Source organism: uncultured Aquimarina sp. (genome assembly GCF_947492965.1).
Lineage (GTDB): Bacteria > Bacteroidota > Bacteroidia > Flavobacteriales > Flavobacteriaceae > Aquimarina.
On sequence record NZ_CANLOZ010000001.1, the window covers coordinates 288,255 to 311,158 of the forward strand.

The window sequence follows — 22,904 nt, forward strand, 5'->3', positions numbered from 1 at the left end:
TTATGAGAAAATATATATACCTACTAATGGCGGTAATGCTATCGTCATACTATAATAACACAAGAGCTCAACAGACACCAGTTTTCTCCGATTATTACTACAATCAAGTTTTAATAAACCCCGCTCATTCAGGTTATTATTCAGATACAGAGGTAAGTTTGAGTAATTTTGGGTACCTGAGTGGGTTTGAGGGGAATCCCAGAACTTTTTCCGGAATTGTAAGTACCAATGCTTTTGAAAATAGCGTTGGAATTAGTGGAGGTTTTATAAGTGATCAGATAGGAGTAACCACAGCCACAACGATTTTCGCTTCATATGCCTATAAAATATTCTTTGATCATAATTATAACAGAGCTCGTTGGTGGAATTATAATCCAAATGTGCTTTCCTTTGGGTTAACCACTGGTGTGCTTTTTTTTAATGAAGATTTATCAAGATTAAATATTCAAGGTGATCCGAACTTCCAAAATGATGTAAATGTGACAGTACCAACTTTTGGATTTGGAATATTATATAATCATAATAAACTGTACATTGGATTTTCTGCGCAGAATCTATTTTCTAATAGTATTGCTTCCGATCAAAATGTGAATATTCAAACACCATATTATTTATATGGTGGATATAGATTATACTTAAGTCGATTTGAAGAAATAAGAATACAACCAAGTGCATTAATAAAGTTTGAAGCGGATGCACCAGCTCAATTTGATTTGAATGTTTCGGTTAATTATAAAAATAAAATTGAAATTGGAGCTGGTTATCGCAGTAGTTCATCCTTAAATGCACTTGCAGGGCTTTACTTCTTAAAAAATTGGCGTTTCGCGTATAGTTATACTGCATTTAACAGAGATACTCCATTTAATAATACAAACGGATTTATTTTAACATACCGATCTGGAGAAGGATTTTAGTAGCACGAAGAAATCATATAAGAATTCAAAAATTATAGAACTTTTTAAGAAAGATATTTTTGAATTCAGAAATACTTATTAATAATTCATGGTGGAATTCCAATGATAAAAATAAGTTGTTTTCTGGTTTTTTAGTTTTTTAAAGGTATTTTAAAAAATTGATTTTCAGCTATTTGTATTTATGTATCCCTAAATGTGAATTATTAAAGTCATATGAAGTAGTAATATTACCATGGCTTAATTTTAACTCTTTAAAAAATGATTCGCGCAAACGATATAGTAAGTAGATCTTTATCTATCGTCTTATGTATTCTAAGTGTTATTACACTTTGCGTGAGTTGTAGTAATGATGATTCTGCTAATGACGGAATTAGAATTCCAGCTATTCTTGGTTTTTCACCAGAATCTGGTGAACCTGGTGATGAAATAACTATAGTAGGTACAGATTTGTTAAATGCAACCGAAGTTTCTTTTAATGGGATTACATCAACTATTAGTGATAATAAATTAAGATTACTTACAACAATAGTCCCAGAAGGAGGAACAACTGGGAAGTTGTCTATTACTACCGAAGGTGGTATAGCGATTAGCGTAGAAAGCTTTGAGGTTGTTGTTCTAGGTGGTGCTCAGGTAACAGATATTACACCAAAGTCTGCTCAGGTTGGACAAGAGATTACCTTAACAGGAACAGCGATGGCTACCGTAAATAAGGTTGCTGTTGGAGGAATAGACGGAACGATTATAAATACATCAGAAACAGAGGTAGTTTTTACCTTAGGTGCATCTCCGATTGGTCTTAGTGCAATCGAATTAACTAGCGAAGGAGGTGTTTCTTCTACAGATGTTAATTCAAATGAATTCTATGTTGTCGAAGTTATGACTCCATATTTTGAAACTTTTGATGAAGCAACCGTTCTTTTTAGTTCTGGTGGCGATGCAGAGATTTCAAATCTTGGTGTTAGTGATATATTGCCATCAGATGCTACGTTGGTTCCTAACCCTATAGATAATAATTTTTATTACATCGGAGGAACTAGCGATACAGGAGATTCAGGATCCTACACAGGACAAATAGGTCATTCTAGAGAATCCTCTGGATTCTTCGCAGATTTTTTTAATGAAGATAGTAGAGAATTAACACAACTATATTTTAATATTCAAATTAATTTTCAAGGTATTCCAAATGATTATAGTGGTCCATTAGCTGGTTTTAGGTTACGATTCGATGAAGGTTACGATGCGGATGGTGATGGATCTACGACAGATGAATATGTGGAATTTAGACCAAGTTTACAAAACCTGGAAGATTTAGGTTATATACCTAATGATGATGGCTGGTATACTTTATCGATAAGTTTTGATCAGTTTGTTAATTCTGGACCATCAGGAGGAACTGGAACTTGGTCGGTATATGCAGTGGAAACCTTAACAAGATTTGCAATTGCTTCAAGAAGAGAGCATGATGGCGAATACTCACTGAGTATTGATAATATCTACATTACTAAAGGAGGTCCTTTACATGTAAGATAGGTAATAATAAACGAATAAATGTGCTGTTTTTTTCAATGAAAAAGACGCTAAAAGCATACTAAAAACAAGTAAAATGAGTTATAAAACCGTCGAGAACAATGTCTTAGACGGGAAACAAAAAACATTATTTAAGTGTTCTTTAAAATTAGACAAACTTAAATAGAAGTATTTAAAATCAGAAATAAGTATATAATTGAGACTATGGGTTTATTAGATTAGTAAGCTTAGGTTATAATTATTCCAGATCTTACGAATATTTCTGAATTAAATATGATTGCAAGTAAGTTCGATATCTAAATTCTATCTACCACCCTTCCGGAGTTTAGACATATCATTTTTTAATTATTGGATCATACCAGAAGAGTATTTGGCATGGTATAATGAATACTGTTGTATAATACAGTTAAGGTATGCGTTGTTTTAGTTCTTTCAATTTCTAAAACAAAATCATGCTTACTGATATTTTCGAGAGTAACATCTATACCTGTCGATTTCTTTTCAAGGTAATTACGATACGCTACAAAACATTTGATACTGTTTTGTGTAACTAAGTGTATCTGATCACTTATAACTATAAATAACACAAACAATGTAATTATGAGAATGCATTACACACACAAGAAACACTTTTTAGTAAAAAGATTGCTATGGCTGGCAATATTCTTATTTGTCACAGCAGGAGCATTTGCTCAAACTATTGTCCAGAAACATGGAAGGTTAAAGGTGCAAGGAAATCAAATAGTTGATAAGAATAATAATCCAGTGAGTTTAGCAGGAAATAGTCTGTTTTGGAGTAACGCTACCGACACATCAGATTTTTATGATGCAGAAACTGTTGAACATTTGGTGAGCAATTGGAACAGCTCAATAGTTAGAGCAGCTATGGGAGTAAAAGAATCTTGGGATGGAGGAACTGGTTACATAGATAGCCCTAATTTTCAGAAAAATAAGGTTCGAAAAATAATTGATGCTGCAATAGCTCAGGGAGTGTATGTAATTATTGATTGGCATACTCATGAAGCAGAACAGTATACATCTGAGGCTGCAGATTTCTTTAGAGAAATGGCATCTTTATACGGTAACCAGCCCAATGTAATTTATGAAGTTTATAATGAGCCTATAAATCAATCTTGGTCACAAGTAAAAAGCTATGCAGAAACCGTTATTGCTGCTATCCGATCTGAGGATCCAGATAATTTGATTATTGTTGGGTCTCCTACTTGGTCACAAGATGTAGATATCGCATCAAATAATCCTATTAACGACTCAAATACAGCATATACACTGCATTTTTATTCAGGAACACACACACAGTTTTTAAGAAATAAAGCACAGACTGCAATGAATAATGGAGTAGCATTATTTGTAACAGAGTGGGGAGCTGTAAATGCTAATGGAGATGGAAATGCAGATGTTCAGGAGACAGAAAGATGGATGGAATTCTTTAGAGATAACAATATTAGCCATGTAAATTGGGCGGTTAGTGATAAATCTGAAGGATCATCTATAGTGAAGCCAGGCCAAGGAATAAATGGCTTAAAAAGCAATCAACTTACTGATACAGGAGTATATATTAAAAGTCTTATAGAGAATTGGACTGAAAATTCTGATGGTGGTGGAGACGGAGATAATGGAGAGCCAGGAGTAATCAATTGTAATACAGTAGATTGTATTAGAAATGCAATGCAAAATGCACAACCAGGAGACGAAATTATTATAGCTTCTGGTACGTATGAAGCTCCAGACAAGATTAATATTGGAGGAAGAGCAACAAGATATGCTTCAGACAAAAATGGAACGCAGTCCAATCCAATTATCATGAGAGCCCAAAATCCATCAAACCCACCAATACTAAAAGGTGAAAATGGTAAATTTGATGGTTATGTTTTACATATGCTTGGAGATTATTGGGAAATAAAGAATATCATTTTTGAAGAAGGTTCTAAAGGGATTGTATTTGACAATGCCAATCACGGTCTTTTAGAAAATGTAACAGTAAGAGAATTGGGAGAAGAAGGGATTCACCTTAGAGATGGATCTAGTTTTAACCTAGTAAAAGACTGTAGAGTATACAATGTAGGAATTAAAAAGCCAGGAATCGGTGAAGGATTGTATGTGGGATCAGACAAAGGACAGCATGACCAATATGAAAGAGAATGTAACAATAATACCATTGATGGTTGTATCGTAGGACCTAATGTAACTGCAGAAGGTGTAGATGTAAAAGAAGGTACTAAAAATACGATTATCCGTAATTGTACTTTCTCTGCACAAGGTCTTTCTGGAGAAAATAGTGCGGATGCATTCATAGATCTTAAAGGAGCATATGGTTTTGTATATAATAATACCTTCAACATCGATGGATCTAATATTCTTAATGCAGGAGTGGATTTCTTAGATAGAGGAACTGGATTTAATACAGGTTATAGAAATGCCATTTTTAATAATACATTTAATTTAGGAAGTAGAGCAAACGAAATACAAACAGCTCGAAAAAAACAAGGAGATCCTTCCGAAATTCATGTATGGAATAATACGCGTAATCCAAATTCTCCTGATTTCCCAGTGAGCGATGGAACCATAAATTTTGTAACAGAATCATGTCCTAGTTGGAATATCGTGCCTTGTAATGGAGGCGGTCCTAATCAAGCACCTAACGTATCATTTGCTTCTCCTTCAAGTAATTTTTCATTAGAAGAGGGATATACTAGCTTGGAAGTGGTTGTAAACGCTTCTGATGCTGATGGTTCCGTAAGCAATGTGAAATTATATGTGGATAATAACCTAATTCGTCAGGAAAATTCAGCACCTTATGAATGGGGACAAGGAAGTAATGCAGCTGAACTAGTGGGATTATCTGTGGGAACACATACATTTAAAGCCGAAGCTACTGATAATGATGGAGCCAAAAGTTCTACTACAATTACATTAACGGTAACTAGTGGTGATACTGGAGGTGATCAAGGTCCTTCCATTTCATTTGCTTCTCCATCCTCTAATCTAACTGTTGATGAAGGATATACTAGTCTTTATGTAAAAGTGAATGCAAGTGATAGTGATGGATCAATAGACAATGTAAAATTATATATTAATAATAATTTTGTGAGACAAGAAAGATTTGATCCGTATGAATGGGGACATAACACTTCTCCAAACCCAGCAGAAACCACTAATTTACCTACGGGGAATCATACGTTCAAAGCAGTTGCTACAGACAATGAAGGAAACACAGCAGAAACATCGTTTGTATTAACGGTGAATGGTGGAGACGGTGATGGCGATGGAGACGGTGATGGAAGTGGAGATAGTTGTGCTTTTGGAGCTCCTTTAAATAGTGCATTGCCAGCATTTGATAATATTTCCTATACCGAAGCACATGTACTTGGAAATGGAGGACCATCCTTAAGTAACTTCAGAAAATTTAGTATTAATTGGAATCCACAGTACAATGGATTGTATCAATTTGCAATGAATACGAATAATGGTAATCCAAATTGGTACGTGGATCTTAGACCTTTTAGCAATGCTAATTTTAATGGAAATAATCCAGAGGTTACTATTAGCAATTCTGGAATAAGCGGTTTTGATGGATCTTATTGGGTAACAAAAGATGGAGCTAATTTTGTAATGGTTTCCAAGAATGGAGGTTATACAATTTACTTTAGTAATTCAAGCTCAGCACCAAATTGTGACAATAAATCACCTATTGAAGAAGACAAAATATCTGATATCAAATTGTTCCCAAATCCTGTAAGTGATAATATCTTGAATGTAAGAGGTATTTCTCAAGAAAAATCTACTTTAGAAATAGCAGATATGCAAGGTAAAATTGTACTACAAAAACATATAGAAGGAACCGATACAGGATTAGATGTCTCGAATCTAAAATCAGGAATGTATGTCCTTATTATCAAAGGGCTAAAATTCAGAAAATCTATACTATTTACTAAGCAATAAATTGTCTTAGCCAAGTTAATCATCAGGTAGTTGTGAGTACTACCTGATGATTATTCTCATGATTTTAAAATAAACGTCCCATGAAATCAATATACTATTTATTAACAGGTTTATTGATACTATTATCTAGTGTTGCCATAGCTCAACAAGATTTAGTATATCAATACGATTTTGATCATTTGCCTTCAGGTCAATATGATAGAGACATGATACGAGATGCTCTGGATGTCTCTTTTTGTAAAGGAGCTGATGAAGGAAGAGTTTTTATAGAAGATTTCCCAAATCAAGGAAAAGTTCTAAAAGTTAAATATCCCAAAGGAAAAGTAAAAACCAATGATAGTGGAATGCACACTAAGGTGTATTGGGAGGATACAGGAGAAAACCTAGATGAATTATACATCAGTTATATGGTATATTTTCCTAATGATTTTGAATTTAGAGCAGGTGGAAAATTACCTGGATTATCCTATCAAACCTCAGAAAGAAATATGTCACTTCGACTCATGTGGAGATATGATGGTCTTGCAGAGTTTTATGTGCATTACAATACAGAACCTAGTTGGGAAGGATGGCACGCCTCTATTAACTGGAGTTTGATAGATCCCTACGAGGAACCTAATGGAAATCCACAACCAGATCAGGTAAAATTTAAAAAAGGACAATGGAATAAGATAGAATTGTATAATAAATTAAATACTCCTGGTCAAAATAACGGTATTATGAGAGCTTGGCTTAATGGTCAATTAGCCATAGATATTACCGATAATGGTGACTATCGCCAGGCTGATGAAGGAGATATTCATTTAAATTCCATCTATTTATCTACCTTTTTTGGAGGTAGTGATGAGACTTTCCAACCAACCAAAGATATATATGCATATTTTGATGAGTTTAAAGTATCAAAAAAGAGAATTCACGATTCTGGCGATAATGGTGGTGATGGAGACAATGGCGGTGATACAAATCAGGACCCTTCAATTTCTTTTAATACTCCATCAAGCAATAATCTTGAGGTTGAGGAAGGATATAGTCTATATGTAGATGTAAATGCTTCGGATAATGACGGTAGCATCAATAATGTGAAATTATATGTAGATGATAATTTTATAAGACAAGAAAATGTAGCTCCTTACGAATGGGGGCATGCGAATTCTCCAAATCCCAATGAAATAAATAATTTACCTGTAGGGACACATATAATAAAAGCAATTGCTACTGATAATGAAGGTGCAACCGCCGAAACCACTTTTACGCTTACTGTTACCAATGAAGATGGAGACGGTGATGGTGATGGTGATATTGGAGGTGATGGAAATTGCTATTTCGGGACACCTATAAATAATAGTATTTCTAGTATCGATAAAACATCTTTTTCTAATGTATACATTTTAGGTGATAATGGACCCGCGCTAAGTAATTTTAGAAAGATGACAATCAATTGGAATGCGGCTAATAATGGGTTATATCAATTTGCTCTTAATACGAATAATGGTGTGCCTGATTATTATGTGGATCTAAAAAATAAACTTACCCATACATTAGGACAATCAAACCCTTCTATAACTATAGATAATTCTGGAATATCAGGATTAGATGGTTCTTACTGGATTACAACAAATGAGGAAGATTTTGTAATGGTATCTAAAAACAGAGGATTCACTTTATATTTTAGTAATACTAACCAAAGTCCTATTTGTGATAATAAACAAAATCCAGACTTAGAAAATATATCGGAATTCTCTTATTATCCCAATCCGGTAAAGAATTCACTTCTTTTAAAAGGTCTTGATACTGATATTCAGGAAATCGTCATATATAATATTAATGGACAAAGAATTAAAGCTCTTAAAACCAGAACTAAAGAAAGCTCTATGTCTATTGATGTTACCTCACTAAACAACGGAATTTATTTTATGGAACTCAAATCTTTTAAAGGCAAATCTAAAAGATACAAACTAGTAAAAATCTAAACACAAACTGAACTTATTAACTAACAAAAATTTTATGATTATGAAAGAAAGTATAATCTATAAACCGAATAAAAATAGAAATGTTTTTGTGATGTCATTTCTAATGATATGCATTGCATTTCTTTTTAATAACGAACAAGCTTTTGCACAATGTAATACGATTATTGATGTTGATTTTAATAATTGGAATAACAGGAGGTATTCTATTTCAGATATAAAAAGTGATTTTAATAATAAAGTAAAACCTTGGACAGCATCTACATATAGAGGTGTAGAAGGGCCAGGAGCAGCTAGTAATTTGATAGAAAACACTCCTCAGGAAACTCGAATTGTCAATGGAACACTACGAGCTCAATATCTAAAGAACGATGCATCTGGTAGATCAGGTGGGTTTTTATTTGATCCTTATTTCGATGCAGTGGATGAAGCCTATCTCGAATACAAAGTAAAATTTGATGATAATTTCTTCTGGGCTACTGGTGGTAAATTACCAGGTCTTGGAGGTTCCACAAGAGGTGTCAATAGTGAAAGTAGTGGTCGTGGTGCTATCCCATCAGGATGTAAGTATAATACGGATGGATGGTCTGCACGTTTGATGTGGCGAAGAAATAGAGCACAAACAGACCAACCTTATTTTATTTTGTATAGTTATTTCGCTGATAAAACAAATGGACAACCACGACAAGATGGAGATTGTGGAGATGCAAAAAGAATTTATTCTAACCTGAAGGATAATAAATGGTATACCATTCGCCAGTATATTAAAATGAACACGCCAGGACAGAGAAATGGTAAAGTGATCATGTGGATCGATGGTGTAGAAACATATCGTGATAACAATGCTAAAATTCGTAACTCTGGGAAAAGCAATTTAAAAATCAATGCTTTGATTATGAATACGTATCGAGGAGGAAGTAGAAACGATGAAGTTTGGCATTCACCTAGAACCGAATATACATTTTTCGACGATTTCAAAGTGTGGACAGGTTGCGGTAACCCACCTGATGGAGGAGAGAACACACCACCAAATGTTTCTTTTGCAACTCCTTCTGGAAATATAAGTGTTCAAGAAGGGTATAATGATTTCCAGGTTACTGTAAATGCTTCAGATAACGATGGTTCCATTAGTAATGTAAAATTGTATGTAGATGGAGATTTAATTCGTCAAGAAAGCGTAGCTCCATATACTTGGGGACAAGGAAGTAATACTAATGAACTTCTTGGATTGTCAGTAGGACAACATACATTTAGAGCAGAGGCTACTGATAATGACGGAGCAAAAACTAGTAAAACTTTTGTGCTCACTGTTAATGGCACTAGTAACAATCAAGCACCAAATGTTTCTTTTGGCTCTCCATCGGGCAACATAACAGTACAGGAAGGATATGATCTTACAGTGGTAGCGAATGCTAACGATCCTGATGGAAGCATATCTAATGTAAAATTATATATCAATAATAGTTTAGTACGTCAGGAAAATGTACCTCCTTACGAATGGGGTCATAATAATTCTCCAAATCCAAATGAAGTAAATGGACTTTCGGCAGGAACGTACACCATAAAAGCAGTTGCTACAGATAACGATGGAGAAACTGGTCAGGCTACATTTACCTTAACTGTGCAAGGAGATAATGATAATGGAGGCGGAGATGGAAATGGTAATAACAACTGTTCATTTAATACACCTGCAAACAGTGGTTTATCTGCAATGGATAAAGTAACGTATTCTGATGTTCATGTTATTGGTAATGATGGACCTAAACTTGGTAATTTTAGAAAGTTTACTATCAACTGGGTACCTCAGAATAATGGATTATATCAATTTGCTATTAATACCAATAATGGATCACCAGACTGGTATGTGGATTTTAAGAGTACAATGACTTTCCAGCTTGCAAATGCAAATCCAGAAGTAACGCTTAATAATACAGGATTTGCCGGATTAGATGGATCTTACTGGGTAACCATGGATGGAGCAAACTTTGTATTGGTATCTAAAAATAAAGACTTTACTATATACTTTAGTAATTCATCTTCAGAACCTAATTGTAATAGATCTTCAGATTTAGAAAATATTGAAGAAAAAATGATGGTATATCCTAATCCAGTAGATGGAAATATCATAAATGTTGTGGGATTATCAGCAAAAACTAAAGTACTACAGATCGTAGATCTTCAAGGAAGAGTAATCCGAGAATTAGACTCTAAAAACATATCAGAAACACTGGTACTGGATGTTTCAGCGTTGCCAAAAGGGCCTTATTTGCTGATAAGCAGAGGTAAGAACTCTAAACAATCTACTTTATTTATTAAGTAAAATAATTCAAGACATACCCGCCAAACAAATCACAAATACATAGGTTGGTTCCATAAGATGACCAACCTATGTATACTAGTATGCTGTTCCCTTATGTGAAGAGTCAATACTAGAGGAAATTTTTGTTCATGTTCTTGTTATTCAGTCAAATATCTTAAAACCAAATATCTGATTCTTTGGAATCACAATCTAATTTATTAACCTCAAAATATATTACACAATCATGATTGAACGTAGTAAAATTTCAAAAAAAATTTCATCGTTTTTTTTGTACGGCTTGTTACTCTTTTTTGCCGCAGATCCTGTGATAGGACAAGTAAGTTTAGTTGATGAGATCAAAATCTCTAATCAAGCTTTATTTTTTGATGGATCAAAAGTACCAGAGGAAGAGCGTTTAACCTACCCTAATAGATCAAAATATGACTATGCTTTTGGTAGCAGGATTACTCCACATGGAGATTGCATTTATACCTACAAGGAATACGTTTTTATGACTTGGTATAAAGGTGGAGAATCTAATAGACATGTAATGCTAACCCGGTATAATATGAATACCAAAACCCAAGTAACTATTCAATTTCCACACAAGCATACTGGATTTCAAAACAGACCTCATATTGGTGAATCTCATAATACCATAGCAGTTGGTATCGCTCCGGTTGATGGAACAGTACATTTGTTATATGATATGCACGCATATTCCAAAAATCGACCATCAAATGGTAGTCTTAGTAATGATTACTTCAGGTATAGCTATTCTAGGGATAATGTTGCAACATTGCCAGACGAAGAATTTACATTAGATAAATTTTTTCCAAAACGCTTATTTCTTAAAAATGGAGACAACTATGAAGGCCTAACTTATCCTACTTTTTTCAATAATGAAGCGGGAGAACTCTTTGTTTCTATGAGAGAAGGAGGTAATAATAATGGGAAATACATGACAGCCAAGTACAATGGTAATTCTTGGAGTAGTTTTAAAGATTTTAATGTGCTAAATGCTAAAAATAGAGGAATCAACTATAATTGGGGTTTATATGGTGATTTTAAGTTTATCAATGGTAAAATGCATATCGGTTTTCATACAAGAAAAAATATTAGCAATGATAAGTTTTCTCTTAATAATGGATTCTATTATGCTTATGCAGAAAATTCCAATAACCTTACTAATTGGAAAGATCATAAGGGTAGAAGTGTAAGCACTCCTCTTATAGATCCTGAAAAAATATTCATATCAGAACCTGGTAATACAGTGTCTGGGTCAGCAAGAAATTCTGTTAAGATATCCAGTGGCGCGGATTGGACCATTACAGAAAATGGCAGTATTCACTTTAGAACTAGAGTAATAGGTGCATCTGAAACTAAAAACGTGCATACTTATAAAAAAGCAGGGGATGATAATTTTAGAACATCTACGAATTTTCCTGGTGGGGACTTTCATTCTATCGGAAATGATGTATACCTCATAGGATTGGAATCAGGTAGACCAGTTATTTACAAAGCTAAAGGAGGAACAAACTCATGGGACAAAATTTATAATGCTTCATCAGGAAAAAGTTTTAGACATGGTGTAGTACATATCAAAGATGGAATATTGTATTACTATCTAATGGAAAGAGGATCCGGAAGTGGACAGCCAATATATCTTCAAGTAATAGACTTAGGTTTGGACGCAGTCGCTAATACTGCTCCTAATGTTCAAATTACAGGCTTAAATAATTCATATGATGTAGGAGAAGATGTAAGCATAACTATTAATGCAAGTGATTCTGACGGTAATATAGCCAAACATGAAGTTTTTGTTAACGGAAACCTAGTAGATACGGATGGAGCCAATTACACTCCGCATCAAATTACGAATGTACAAGCGGGAAGTTATACTGTAAAAGTGGTAGTAACTGATAATGATGGAGCAACAGATGAAGATACGGATAGTTTTACAGTATCAGGATCTTCAGGTGGAGGAGATACTTGTGATACTTATGAAGAAGAAAACGGATTAGTAGTAATCGAAACGGAAAATCTATCTGCTTCTGGAAACTGGAGTGAGAGAAGTGTTATTTCAGGATTTACTGGAGGAGGATATTTAGAATGGAGAGGTCCTGATCACTTTAACGATCCTGGTAATGGAGTAATTACTACAAAAATTAAAATTAATTCTCCAGGAAGATATAAGTTTCAATGGAGATCTAAAGTTGGTGAAGGGAATAGTCCTACAGAAGCTAATGACACTTGGTTGAAGTTCCCAGATGCTAGTGATTTTTATGCACAAAAAGGAAATGAAATAGTATATCCGAAAGGGTCAGGAAAGACTCCAAATCCAGAAGGTTCTGGAGGAGAAGGGTACTTTAAAGTATATTCTACAGGAACAACCAATTGGACTTGGACAACCAAAGTAAGTGATAATGATCCCCATGATGTGTTTGTAGAATTTGATTCTCCGGGCATTTATACCATGTTAATTTCTGGTCGTTCTAAGCACCATATTATCGATAGAGTGACATTAAATAAATCAAGCGTCAATGCTACTGATACGTCATTACAAGAAACCACCTGTGATGGTAATGATGGAGGGGGAAGTGATGGTGATGGTAGTGTTGTTATTAGTGGAGAACGCAAAAAATGGCATAAGGTAACCTTAACTTTTGATGGACCTAATACGTCGGAGACTGCTAGTGAGAATCCATTTTTAAATTACAGATTAAATGTAACGTTTACACACCAAAGTGGTTCTCCATCCTATGTAGTTCCTGGTTATTATGCAGCCGATGGAAATGCAGCACAAACTTCAGCGAATAGTGGTAACAAATGGAGAGTACATTTTTCACCAGATAAAACAGGTCAGTGGAATTATAGCGTCTCTTTTAGAAAAGGAAATAATGTGGCTGTAAATGATGGAGCAACTGCAGGAACAGTAGCAGGTTTCATGAATGGAAAAACAGGATCTTTTTCAATTGCAGCATCCGATAAAACAGGAAGAGATTTTAGAGGAAAAGGTCGTTTGCAATATGTAGGAGAACATTACCTGAAATTTGCTGAAACAGGAGAGTATATGATAAAGCAAGGCCCTGATTCTCCAGAAAACTTGTTTGCTTATGACGATTTTGATAATACTCCAAATGAAGGAAACCGTCGAAAAGACTATCAGCCACATATAAACGATTGGGATAACGGAGATCCTACCTGGAAAAATGGAAAAGGAAAAGGATTGATCGGAGCGGTAAACTATATCGCTAGCGAGGGTTTAAATTCTATGTCGTTTTTAACAATGAATATCAATGGGGATGATAAAAATGTGTACCCATATATAGCAAGTAATCAAAGAACTCGTATGGATGTGTCTAAATTGGCACAATGGGCAATTGTGATTGAATATATGCAAGAAAATGGAATTTTTGCACATTTTAAAACTCAAGAAACAGAAAACGAAACCCTTCTAGATAATGGTAATACTGGTAATCAACGTAAATTATATTACCGTGAACTTATTGCGAGATTTGGATATAATTTAGCACTTAACTGGAATTTAGGAGAAGAAAATGGAGGCGGACCGCAATCTGTAGACCAGTCACCAGCACAAGAAAGAGCGATGGCAGAGTACTTTTATAAACATGATCCCTATCGTCATCATGTGGTGATACATAAACATCCAAATGACTTTCCTGATTACTTAACTGGAAATCAATCTAAATTAACAGGTTTTTCATTACAAACGAATAAATCTGATTTTGCTAATGTTTTCAGTAGAGTAAAAGAAGGAATTGACAAATCCAGAAATTCAGGTAAAAAATGGGCAATTGCTTGTGATGAACCAGGTGATGCACAACATGCCATACGACCAGATAATAATGCTGCGAATTCACATACCGATGGACGTAAAAATGCCTTATGGGCAACATTACTAGCAGGTGGATGGGGTAATGAGTGGTATTTTGGATATCAAAATGCACATTCTGATCTTACCCTTCAAGATTTTAGAAGTCGAGATAAATGGTGGGATTATGGTCGTCATGCGATCCGATTTTTCAATATTACAGATCTTCCATTAACGGAAATGCGAAATAATAACGGTTTATCATCTAACAATAATGATTATTGCTACGCAAAACAAGGAGAAGCTTATGTGGTTTACTTAAAAAATGGAGGTTCTACAAATCTAAATTTGAACGGACAAAACGGTCAGTTTACAGTAAAATGGTACAACCCTCGAAATGGTGGTAATCTTATTAACGGTTCGGTTACTTCGATAAGTGGCGGTGGTAATAGATCACTTGGAACTGCTCCTAATAGTACTAGTAGTGATTGGGTAATATTGATTATTAAAAATGGATCAGATCCTGGCGAAAATGAACCGCCTTCAGTATCTTTTGATACTCCTTCCGGAAATACTTCTGTACAAGAAGGATATAGTAGTTTTGAAGTTACCGTGAATGCTTCAGACAGTGATGGAACTATTGATAATGTAAAGTTGTATGTGGACGGAAACTTAATTCGTCAAGAATTGTTAGCACCTTACACTTGGGGTCAAGGTAACAATACAGATGAACTTTTAGGACTTTCTGTTGGTCAACATATAATCAAGGCAGAAGCTACAGATGATGATGGTGCTACAACCAGTAAAACATTCACACTAACAGTTACTGGAACTGGTGGTAATCAAGGGCCAAATGTTTCCTTTGCTTCTCCTTCTAATGATATTACGGTACAAGAAGGATATGACCTTGTTGTAATTGTGAACGCATCTGATCCAGATGGAAGTGTTTCTAATATAAAATTATATATTAACGATAATTTGGTTCGCCAGGAAAATATAGCTCCATATGAGTGGGGACACGATGGATCCCCTAATCCACAAGAGGTAAATGGACTTGGAATAGGAACCCATTCCTTCAAAGCTGTTGCTACTGATAATGATGGAAACATGTCAGAAACTACGTTTATATTAACAGTAGAATCTGATGACAATGGAGGTGGCGATAACAATAGTAGTTGTTCATTCGATACTCCTGCCAATAGCGGTCTTGCTGCTATGGATAAAGTTACATATTCCAATGTTCATGTAGTAGGAAATAACGGTCCCAAGTTTAGCAATTTCAGGAAGTTTACCATCAATTGGGCACCTCAAAACAATGGATTATACCAGTTTGCAATCAATACAAATAATGGATCACCAGATTGGTATGTAGACTTTAAGAATACAATGACTTTTCAATTACAAAATGCTCAACCTGAGGTAACGCTTAATAATACTGGTTTTGATGGGTTAGACGGTGCTTATTGGGTGGCTAGAGATGGTGAAAATCTTGCATTGGTTTCTAAGTCTGGGAACTATACGATTTATTTCAGCAATTCGGCAACTGCTCCGAATTGTAATAGATCAAACCCAGAAACAGATCTTATAAAGATTAAAGCATTTCCTAATCCAGTTTTGGATTCCTATTTATCAGTTACTGGGATGATGTCTGAAGAATTGAAAACAATTCAAATAATAAGTGTAGATGGAAGAGTTGTAAAAGAAATTACTACTAAAAATGAGACAGAAACAATAGATGTTTCTGAATTACCATCAGGTTCTTATTTCTTGTCAATCAAAGCTGTACGATTTAAAGAATCACTCTTATTTGTAAAAAAATAAGGATCTACTATTAGTACTAGGATGTTTTGTTTAACAGAATGTCCTAGTTCTAATCGATATATAAAAACAACAACAACTAATCACAATGAAAAATTTTAAAACAAGATTTAATCAAGATTTATTTTGGTTGCGAGAATATCTCGCTACGAATAAGAAGCAATTAAATATAAATATTAGAAGACAAAAATTGTTTTCTGATCTACTTATCAATAGGTCTGGTGTATTCCTTTGGGGTATCTTATTTGCCAATATACCCTTGCTTCAATCTCAAACTACTTCTTCTGCCACTTCGAGTGCAGGCAGTGGGTATTCTGTTATAAAAAATGATGGGTTTGGCATAGAAGATCCAGATTGTAAGCACAAGAGTTTTGGACCTCATATTACCCAAAGGTTTGATAATGAATTAGACAAGAATGTGTTTGTTTTTCATAGTCATATCGATGACGATGATGATCGATGTAAAAATGATGATCGTGTACGTATAGAAATAAAAGGAGGACCAGGTGCTAGTTCCAATACTTTGCGTCACCCCAGAAATTCTACGAGCTACTACAGATGGAAGTTTCGCTTAGCGAGTAATTATAAAGCTAGTAATAGATTCTGTCATTTCTTTCAATTAAAGGCTAAAGGCGGAAGTAATGATAAGCCTCCCATATTAACGTTATCAGCTCAAAAAGATAAATTTGAGTTGGTGCATAATAGAAAAAATCCGAATTCTGTTTATGTTGATTTAAAACAGGAACCACTATCTAGATTTAAAGGAGAATGGATCGAAGGCTATGTAAAAATAAAACATGGAGATAACGGTATGCTCAATGTGGTACTGAAAAAAGTTTCAAATGGACAAACTGTTTTTTCATATTCTAATTCGAATATAGATTTATGGAGAAGTGGAGCAGATTATAATAGACCTAAATGGGGTATTTATAGAGGAAAAACGAGTGGATTAAATGATGAGCAGGTACGATTTGCAGATTGGTGTGTTTCGGAGTCTTCTGAGAGTCAATGTCCTTCTTCAATTGGTAATGGGGGATCCAATCAAAAACCAAACATTTCTTTTGCTTCGCCATCAGGAGATATTAGTTTGCCTGAAGGCTATAATGAACTCGAAGTTACTGTAAACGCATCTGATAATGATGGTACTATTAGTAATGTAAAGTTATATGTGGATGGCAACTTTATTCGTCAGGAAGTTAATGCACCTTATACTTGGGGACAAGGAAATTTTACAGATGAACTTTTAGGATTACCAGTAGGACAACATACAATCAAAGCAGAAGCCATAGATAATGATGGAGCTAAATCAAGTAAGTCGATAACAGTAACAGTGACTGGTACTTCAAATAATCAAAAACCAAATGTATCCTTTGCATTGCCAACAGGAAACATAACGGTCGAGGAAGGCTACGATCTTACTGCAATTGTGAATGCATCTGATCCAGATGGAACTGTAGCTAATGTAAAGTTGTATATAAATAATGATTTTGTACGACAAGAGGTTAATGCTCCATACGAATGGGGTCATGATACTTCTCCAAACCCTCAAGAATTAAATGGGTTGGGTACAGGTTCTTATACATTTAAAGCGGTTGCTACGGATAATGATGGAGCAACCAATCAAGCAACATTTACACTAACTGTAAGAGGGATAGATTCAGGTGGCGGAGATACATGTTCATTTGGAGCACCTATGAGTAGTGCTTTAAGTGCTATGGATAAGGTGTCATATTCCAATGTTCATGTGTTAGGAGACAATGGACCTAAATTAGGGAACTTCAGAAAGTTTACGATTAACTGGGTGCCAGATAGTAATGGTTTATATCAGTTTGCAATCAATACCAATAATGGATCACCTGATTGGTACGTAGATTTTAAAGACTCTATGGGCTTTCAATTGCAGAATTCAAATCCTGAAGTTACCTTAAGGAATACAGGTTTTGATGGGTTAGACGGTGCTTATTGGGTAGCTAGAGATGGTGCTAACTTCGCATTAGTTTCCAAGTCTGGAGATTATACGATTTATTTCAGTAACTCAGCATCTACTCCAAATTGTAATAGATCGAATCCAGCAGTTGATATCTCAGAGATTAAAGCTTTTCCTAATCCCTTATTGGATTCTTTTTTAACCGTTTCAGGCATGTCAGAAGAATTAAAAACACTTCAAATAGTGAGTGTAGAAGGTAGAATAGTTAAGGAATTTACCACAGGAAAAGAAACAGAAACTATTGATGTTTCAGAACTACCAACAGGATCTTATTTCTTAGTTGTTAAATCAGTCAGATTTAAAGAATCAATATTGGTTGTGAAAAAATGAAATTAAAGAATTGTTCTAGGATGCTTCGAACCAACGGAAGCATTCTAGTTTTTTAAATTTTAAAAAGTATTTTATGAAATCTTTATTTATAAAAATACAAAGGTCTAAGGTTAATTGATCCAAAACAATGAATCATTGAATAGGAATTATTCTTAATCTTAATAGATAAAGTATGTTGTTTATGCGCAAATTATCTATAAAAGGTATTGAAAAAATTAGAATAAAAAACTGGTAATCAGTTGACTGTATATTTTTTACCCCTATTCTGTACTCATGTAAACAGCTATTTTTACTAATTTTACATTGGTTGCAAAATGATTGAAGTTCCAGACCTTCAATCAATCATTCGATATCAGATTTAAACGGTTATATTCGTTTGAATACTTTTTAATTTACCTCCCTTAGTCTTTTAATATGTAAAAGAAGATGTTGCGTTTTGCATTGGACAAAATAAATTCTTTTTAGAATTTACTGTTCAAGAAAAATAGAGATAATTGATATTAAAATAACTACTAAGTCCCAAAAAATGAAAACCTACACAAATTCGTTAACATCACGAATAATTACATTATTATTTACGTTTCTATCGCTCATAGAGTTTGCTCAAGCACAGGTGCATCAAGCCAAGCTGAATAGTATTAATTGTAATACTCTCGATTGTATTTTGGAAGCAATGACAAATGCTGTTCCTGGAGATGAGATTATCATAGCTTCTGGAACCTATGTTGCTCCTGATAAATTTAATAATCAAGGAAAGGCTTCTAGATTTGCTTCTTCTAATGATGGTACTTCATCAAACCCAATAATATTAAGAGGAGAAAATCCTGCTAATCCACCAATCCTAAAAGGTCCTGATGGAATTTATGATGGATATGCACTTCATATATTGGGCGATTATTGGCAGGTTAAAGACATTATTTTTGAAGAAGGTTCTAAGGGAATTGTCTTTGATAATGCCAATTATGGTGTTATTGAAAACGTAACAGTGAGAGAACTAGGAGAAGAAGGAATTCATTTAAGAGATGGATCTAGTTTTAACCTAGTTAAAAATTGTAAAGTCTACAATGTCGGTATTAAAAAACCAGGTATTGGAGAGGGATTGTATGTAGGATCCGACAAAAATCAACATGCAGGACCTGGTGATGAAAATGACAATAGTAAGTACGATCCGGATTGTAATAATAATACGATCGAAGGATGTATCGTAGGGCCGAATGTAACTGCAGAAGGTGTAGATGTAAAAGAAGGAACAAAAAACACGATCATACGAGATTGTGTTTTTTCTGCAGAAGGAATCTCTGGTGAGAATAGTGCAGATGCATTTATAGACCTTAAGGGAGCTTATGGTTTTGTGTATAATAATACGTTCAATCTAGACGGATCTACTATTATTAATGCAGGAATTGATTTTTTAGATCGCGGTACCAATTATAATACTGGATTTAGAAATGCAATATTTAATAATACATTTAACCTAGAAAGTAGAGGAGATGAAATCCCAACAGCTAGGAAAAAGCAAGGGGACCCTTCAGAAATTCATGTATGGGATAATGTTAGAAATCCAAATACTCCAGATTTTCCAATTAGCGATGGTAGTTTAAACCATATCACACAATCTTGTCCTAACTGGAATATAGAATCATGTGATGGAACACAGAACCAAGCTCCGGTAGTTTCATTTGTGAATCCAACCACAAATTTAACCGTTTTACTAGGCTATGATGCGCTAACTGTAGAGGTCAACGCAACGGATCCAGATGGTAGTATTTCTGATGTAAAACTTTATATAGATAATGCATTAGTACGACAAATAAACCAACCTCCGTACCAATGGGGAACGGGTGAGAATGCAAACGAATTAATAGGACTTTCTTTAGGAATTTATACCATAAAAGCTGAGGCTACAGATAATGAAGGGAAAATAAGTGATGTAGAATTTACAGTAACAGTTCGAGATGAGAATACTGGCGGCGATGGAGATTGTTCCTTTGGAACACCAATAGCTACTGGCTTACCAACCTTCGATAATGCCTCTTTTGATCATGCTCACGTTTTAGGGCAAGGACCTGATGTAAGTAATATTAGTCGACTAAGAATTTCCTGGAATTTGGAAGAAAATAAATTAGACAGATTTGATATGAATACTTCAGATGGAGTACCAGAATTTTATATGAATCTTAAAGATGTTGTTAGTTATGAGTTTAATACATCGCAACCAGAACTTACCATAAGTAACTCGAATCTGCCTGGATGGGATGGCTCATATTGGGTTACTAAAGACGGAGACAATTTTGTTATGGTTTCTAAAAGTAAAGGATTTTCCATTTATTTTAATAATGCTGCAGAAAGTCCGGAGTGCGAATCAACTTTATCGAATCCTGATTTTTCAGAAAGAGAATTACAAGTCACGATCTACCCTAATCCAGTTAATCAAAAATACTTGCATATAGCAGCCGTTTCGAAGGAGGAAAAAACTGTTGAGGTAATAGATCTTCTTGGGAAAAGAATTATATCTCAAAAGCTCGATGCTAATGATCCCAAAGTAGATGTTTCTAACTTACATCAAGGGACCTATATTCTTTTAATCAAATCAGACAACAATAAAGAATCTTTATTTTTTGTAAAGAAATAGTAGCTCATTTTAGAAGTAACCAATCTAAAACCGCAGAAACGTAATTTCATTACATAGTAATTACAAAAGATCTTAAAACCAACTAAAAACTTATTATGAAAACACTGAACCTACATAAAATTTGGAAGTATAAGATCATCATTATTTTCCTTCTAATATGCACTGGAATTAGAGCTCAAGACTGTAATAATTCACAATTAGTCCTAGATCAGGATTTTAGCCAATACAATGGAGAAAACCAATTATATACCAGAAGTATGGCTGACAATGATTTTCCAAGCTTAGGAGGAAGAACCTCAGGAGGAAACGTTAGAGGTCTTAGTAATGATTTTCCGCAAAGAAATCGAGTAATTAATGGTGAGTTACGTGCGGAGTTTACGAAGGATGATGCTAGTGGTAGAACTGGAGGTTTTGTATTCGATAGTAGTTTTGATGGTGTCGAAGAGGCGGTACTACAATATCGTGTAAAATTTGCAGATGACTTTGTTTGGGCTACTGGAGGAAAACTTCCTGGTTTAGGAGGAGCTTCTACTCCGAATGGGTCTCAACCTGCCGGTTGTACACAAAATCAAAACACCATTGAGAACGCATTTTCTTGTCGACTAATGTGGCGTTCCAATACGGCGCATACACAACCACCTTATCTTATTGTGTACGATTATTTGCCTAATAGAGAAACACGATGTGGAGGAAATACACGTCTTGGAGATTTAAAACTAGAACGAAATACCTGGTACACGGTAAAGCAATATCTAAAATTGAATACACCTGGTCAGGAAAATGGTGTTTTGAAAATGTATATCGATGGAGAATTATTAGTGGATTTAGATGATGTTATGTTTCGATTATCAGGAAAAGGAAGTGTTAAAATTAATTCAGTTGTAATGCATACCTATAGAGGTGGAAATCGTTCAGATGATTGGTGGCAATCCCCTCAGGATGATTATGTATACTTTGATGATTTTAAAGTATGGACTAACTGTTCTGATGCTACAGATAATGGAGAGAACCAGTTACCAGCGATATCTTTTAATGAACCAACTTCTCAGACAGTTACTTTAGAAGAAGGGAATAATCTTATGGTAAATGTAGCAGCGAGTGATCCCGATGGAACTATTGAGAACGTAAAGTTATATATGGATAATGTAGAAATACGAGAAGAGGTAAATCCTCCTTACGAATGGGGACATCGAGATGATCTAGATGAGCAATTAAAAAACTTAGCTGCTGGCACATACCAAATGAAAGCTGTAGCTACCGATAATCGAGGAGGTACAAGTGAGATTTCTTTTGAGCTAGTGGTAGAAGAAAATGCGTTGTCAGTAGACGAGTTTGATGCATCTGATTTAAAGATTAAAATATATCCAAATCCTGCTGATAATATAATCTTTATAGAGAATGAAGGAAATACTACACAAGCTATTCAGATTAAAATAAATGATATAAGTGGAAGAACGGTTAAAACGATTACTTCTAATAGTTCTGTAATAGAAATAAATACAAGTGCATTAAGTTCTGGAATGTTTTTGATGACGGTAAAAAGTGGAAAATTGAGTACATCCAAACTTTTGGTAAAAAAATAATTTGAGATAAGAAACTTATGGTACAGATAAAATCAAGGAGCGCTTCTGAATT

Annotated in this window: 9 protein-coding genes; all 9 read left to right on the forward strand. The window is 34.6% G+C overall.

Annotated features, from left to right (window positions below):
- Nucleotides 1-2 precede the first annotated feature (2 nt).
- The 9 genes from Q1B37_RS01355 to Q1B37_RS01395 all read left to right on the forward strand — a co-directional run bounded on the left by Q1B37_RS01355 (nucleotide 3) and on the right by Q1B37_RS01395 (nucleotide 22,852).
- Nucleotides 3-914 (forward strand): PorP/SprF family type IX secretion system membrane protein, encoded by a 912-nt coding sequence (locus Q1B37_RS01355; RefSeq protein WP_299894581.1) that lies wholly within the window; start codon nucleotides 3-5, stop codon nucleotides 912-914.
- A gap of 258 nt (nucleotides 915-1,172) precedes the next feature.
- Nucleotides 1,173-2,444 carry an IPT/TIG domain-containing protein gene (locus Q1B37_RS01360; protein WP_299894582.1) on the forward strand — a complete coding sequence of 424 codons (1,272 nt, stop codon included), beginning with the start codon at nucleotides 1,173-1,175 and terminating at the stop codon, nucleotides 2,442-2,444.
- A gap of 597 nt (nucleotides 2,445-3,041) precedes the next feature.
- Complete coding sequence (locus tag Q1B37_RS01365; protein ID WP_299894584.1) at nucleotides 3,042-6,401, forward strand: cellulase family glycosylhydrolase; 3,360 nt, start codon at nucleotides 3,042-3,044, stop codon at nucleotides 6,399-6,401.
- 80 nt (nucleotides 6,402-6,481) lie between these two features.
- On the forward strand, nucleotides 6,482-8,371 hold the full coding sequence (locus tag Q1B37_RS01370; RefSeq protein WP_299894585.1) for a polysaccharide lyase: 1,890 nt from the start codon (nucleotides 6,482-6,484) through the stop codon (nucleotides 8,369-8,371).
- Nucleotides 8,372-8,411: 40 nt separating this feature from the next.
- Nucleotides 8,412-10,688, forward strand: a complete 2,277-nt coding sequence (locus Q1B37_RS01375) for a polysaccharide lyase (protein WP_299894588.1) — start codon at nucleotides 8,412-8,414, stop codon at nucleotides 10,686-10,688.
- A 223-nt stretch (nucleotides 10,689-10,911) separates the two neighbouring features.
- Entirely contained in the window at nucleotides 10,912-16,323 is a 5,412-nt protein-coding gene (locus Q1B37_RS01380) for an Ig-like domain-containing protein (RefSeq protein WP_299894590.1), read from the forward strand.
- Between the two features lie 85 nt (nucleotides 16,324-16,408).
- On the forward strand, nucleotides 16,409-18,637 hold the full coding sequence (locus Q1B37_RS01385) for an Ig-like domain-containing protein (protein ID WP_299894593.1): 2,229 nt from the start codon (nucleotides 16,409-16,411) through the stop codon (nucleotides 18,635-18,637).
- A 526-nt stretch (nucleotides 18,638-19,163) separates the two neighbouring features.
- Nucleotides 19,164-21,269 (forward strand): T9SS type A sorting domain-containing protein, encoded by a 2,106-nt coding sequence (locus tag Q1B37_RS01390; protein ID WP_299894597.1) that lies wholly within the window; start codon nucleotides 19,164-19,166, stop codon nucleotides 21,267-21,269.
- A gap of 95 nt (nucleotides 21,270-21,364) precedes the next feature.
- Complete coding sequence (locus Q1B37_RS01395) at nucleotides 21,365-22,852, forward strand: polysaccharide lyase (protein ID WP_299894600.1); 1,488 nt, start codon at nucleotides 21,365-21,367, stop codon at nucleotides 22,850-22,852.
- The last annotated feature ends 52 nt before the right edge of the window (nucleotides 22,853-22,904 follow it).

What these genes read in the sequence shown, in the direction of transcription:
- Q1B37_RS01360 (WP_299894582.1), top strand. Translation starts at nt 1,173, where the DNA reads ATGATTCGCGCAAACGATATAGTAAGTAGATCTTTATCTATCGTCTTA.
- Q1B37_RS01390 (WP_299894597.1), top strand. Translation starts at nt 19,164, where the DNA reads ATGAAAACCTACACAAATTCGTTAACATCACGAATAATTACATTATTA.
- Q1B37_RS01385 (WP_299894593.1), top strand. Translation starts at nt 16,409, where the DNA reads ATGAAAAATTTTAAAACAAGATTTAATCAAGATTTATTTTGGTTGCGA.
- Q1B37_RS01380 (WP_299894590.1), top strand. Translation starts at nt 10,912, where the DNA reads ATGATTGAACGTAGTAAAATTTCAAAAAAAATTTCATCGTTTTTTTTG.
- Q1B37_RS01365 (WP_299894584.1), top strand. Translation starts at nt 3,042, where the DNA reads ATGAGAATGCATTACACACACAAGAAACACTTTTTAGTAAAAAGATTG.
- Q1B37_RS01395 (WP_299894600.1), top strand. Translation starts at nt 21,365, where the DNA reads ATGAAAACACTGAACCTACATAAAATTTGGAAGTATAAGATCATCATT.
- Q1B37_RS01375 (WP_299894588.1), top strand. Translation starts at nt 8,412, where the DNA reads ATGAAAGAAAGTATAATCTATAAACCGAATAAAAATAGAAATGTTTTT.
- Q1B37_RS01355 (WP_299894581.1), top strand. Translation starts at nt 3, where the DNA reads ATGAGAAAATATATATACCTACTAATGGCGGTAATGCTATCGTCATAC.
- Q1B37_RS01370 (WP_299894585.1), top strand. Translation starts at nt 6,482, where the DNA reads ATGAAATCAATATACTATTTATTAACAGGTTTATTGATACTATTATCT.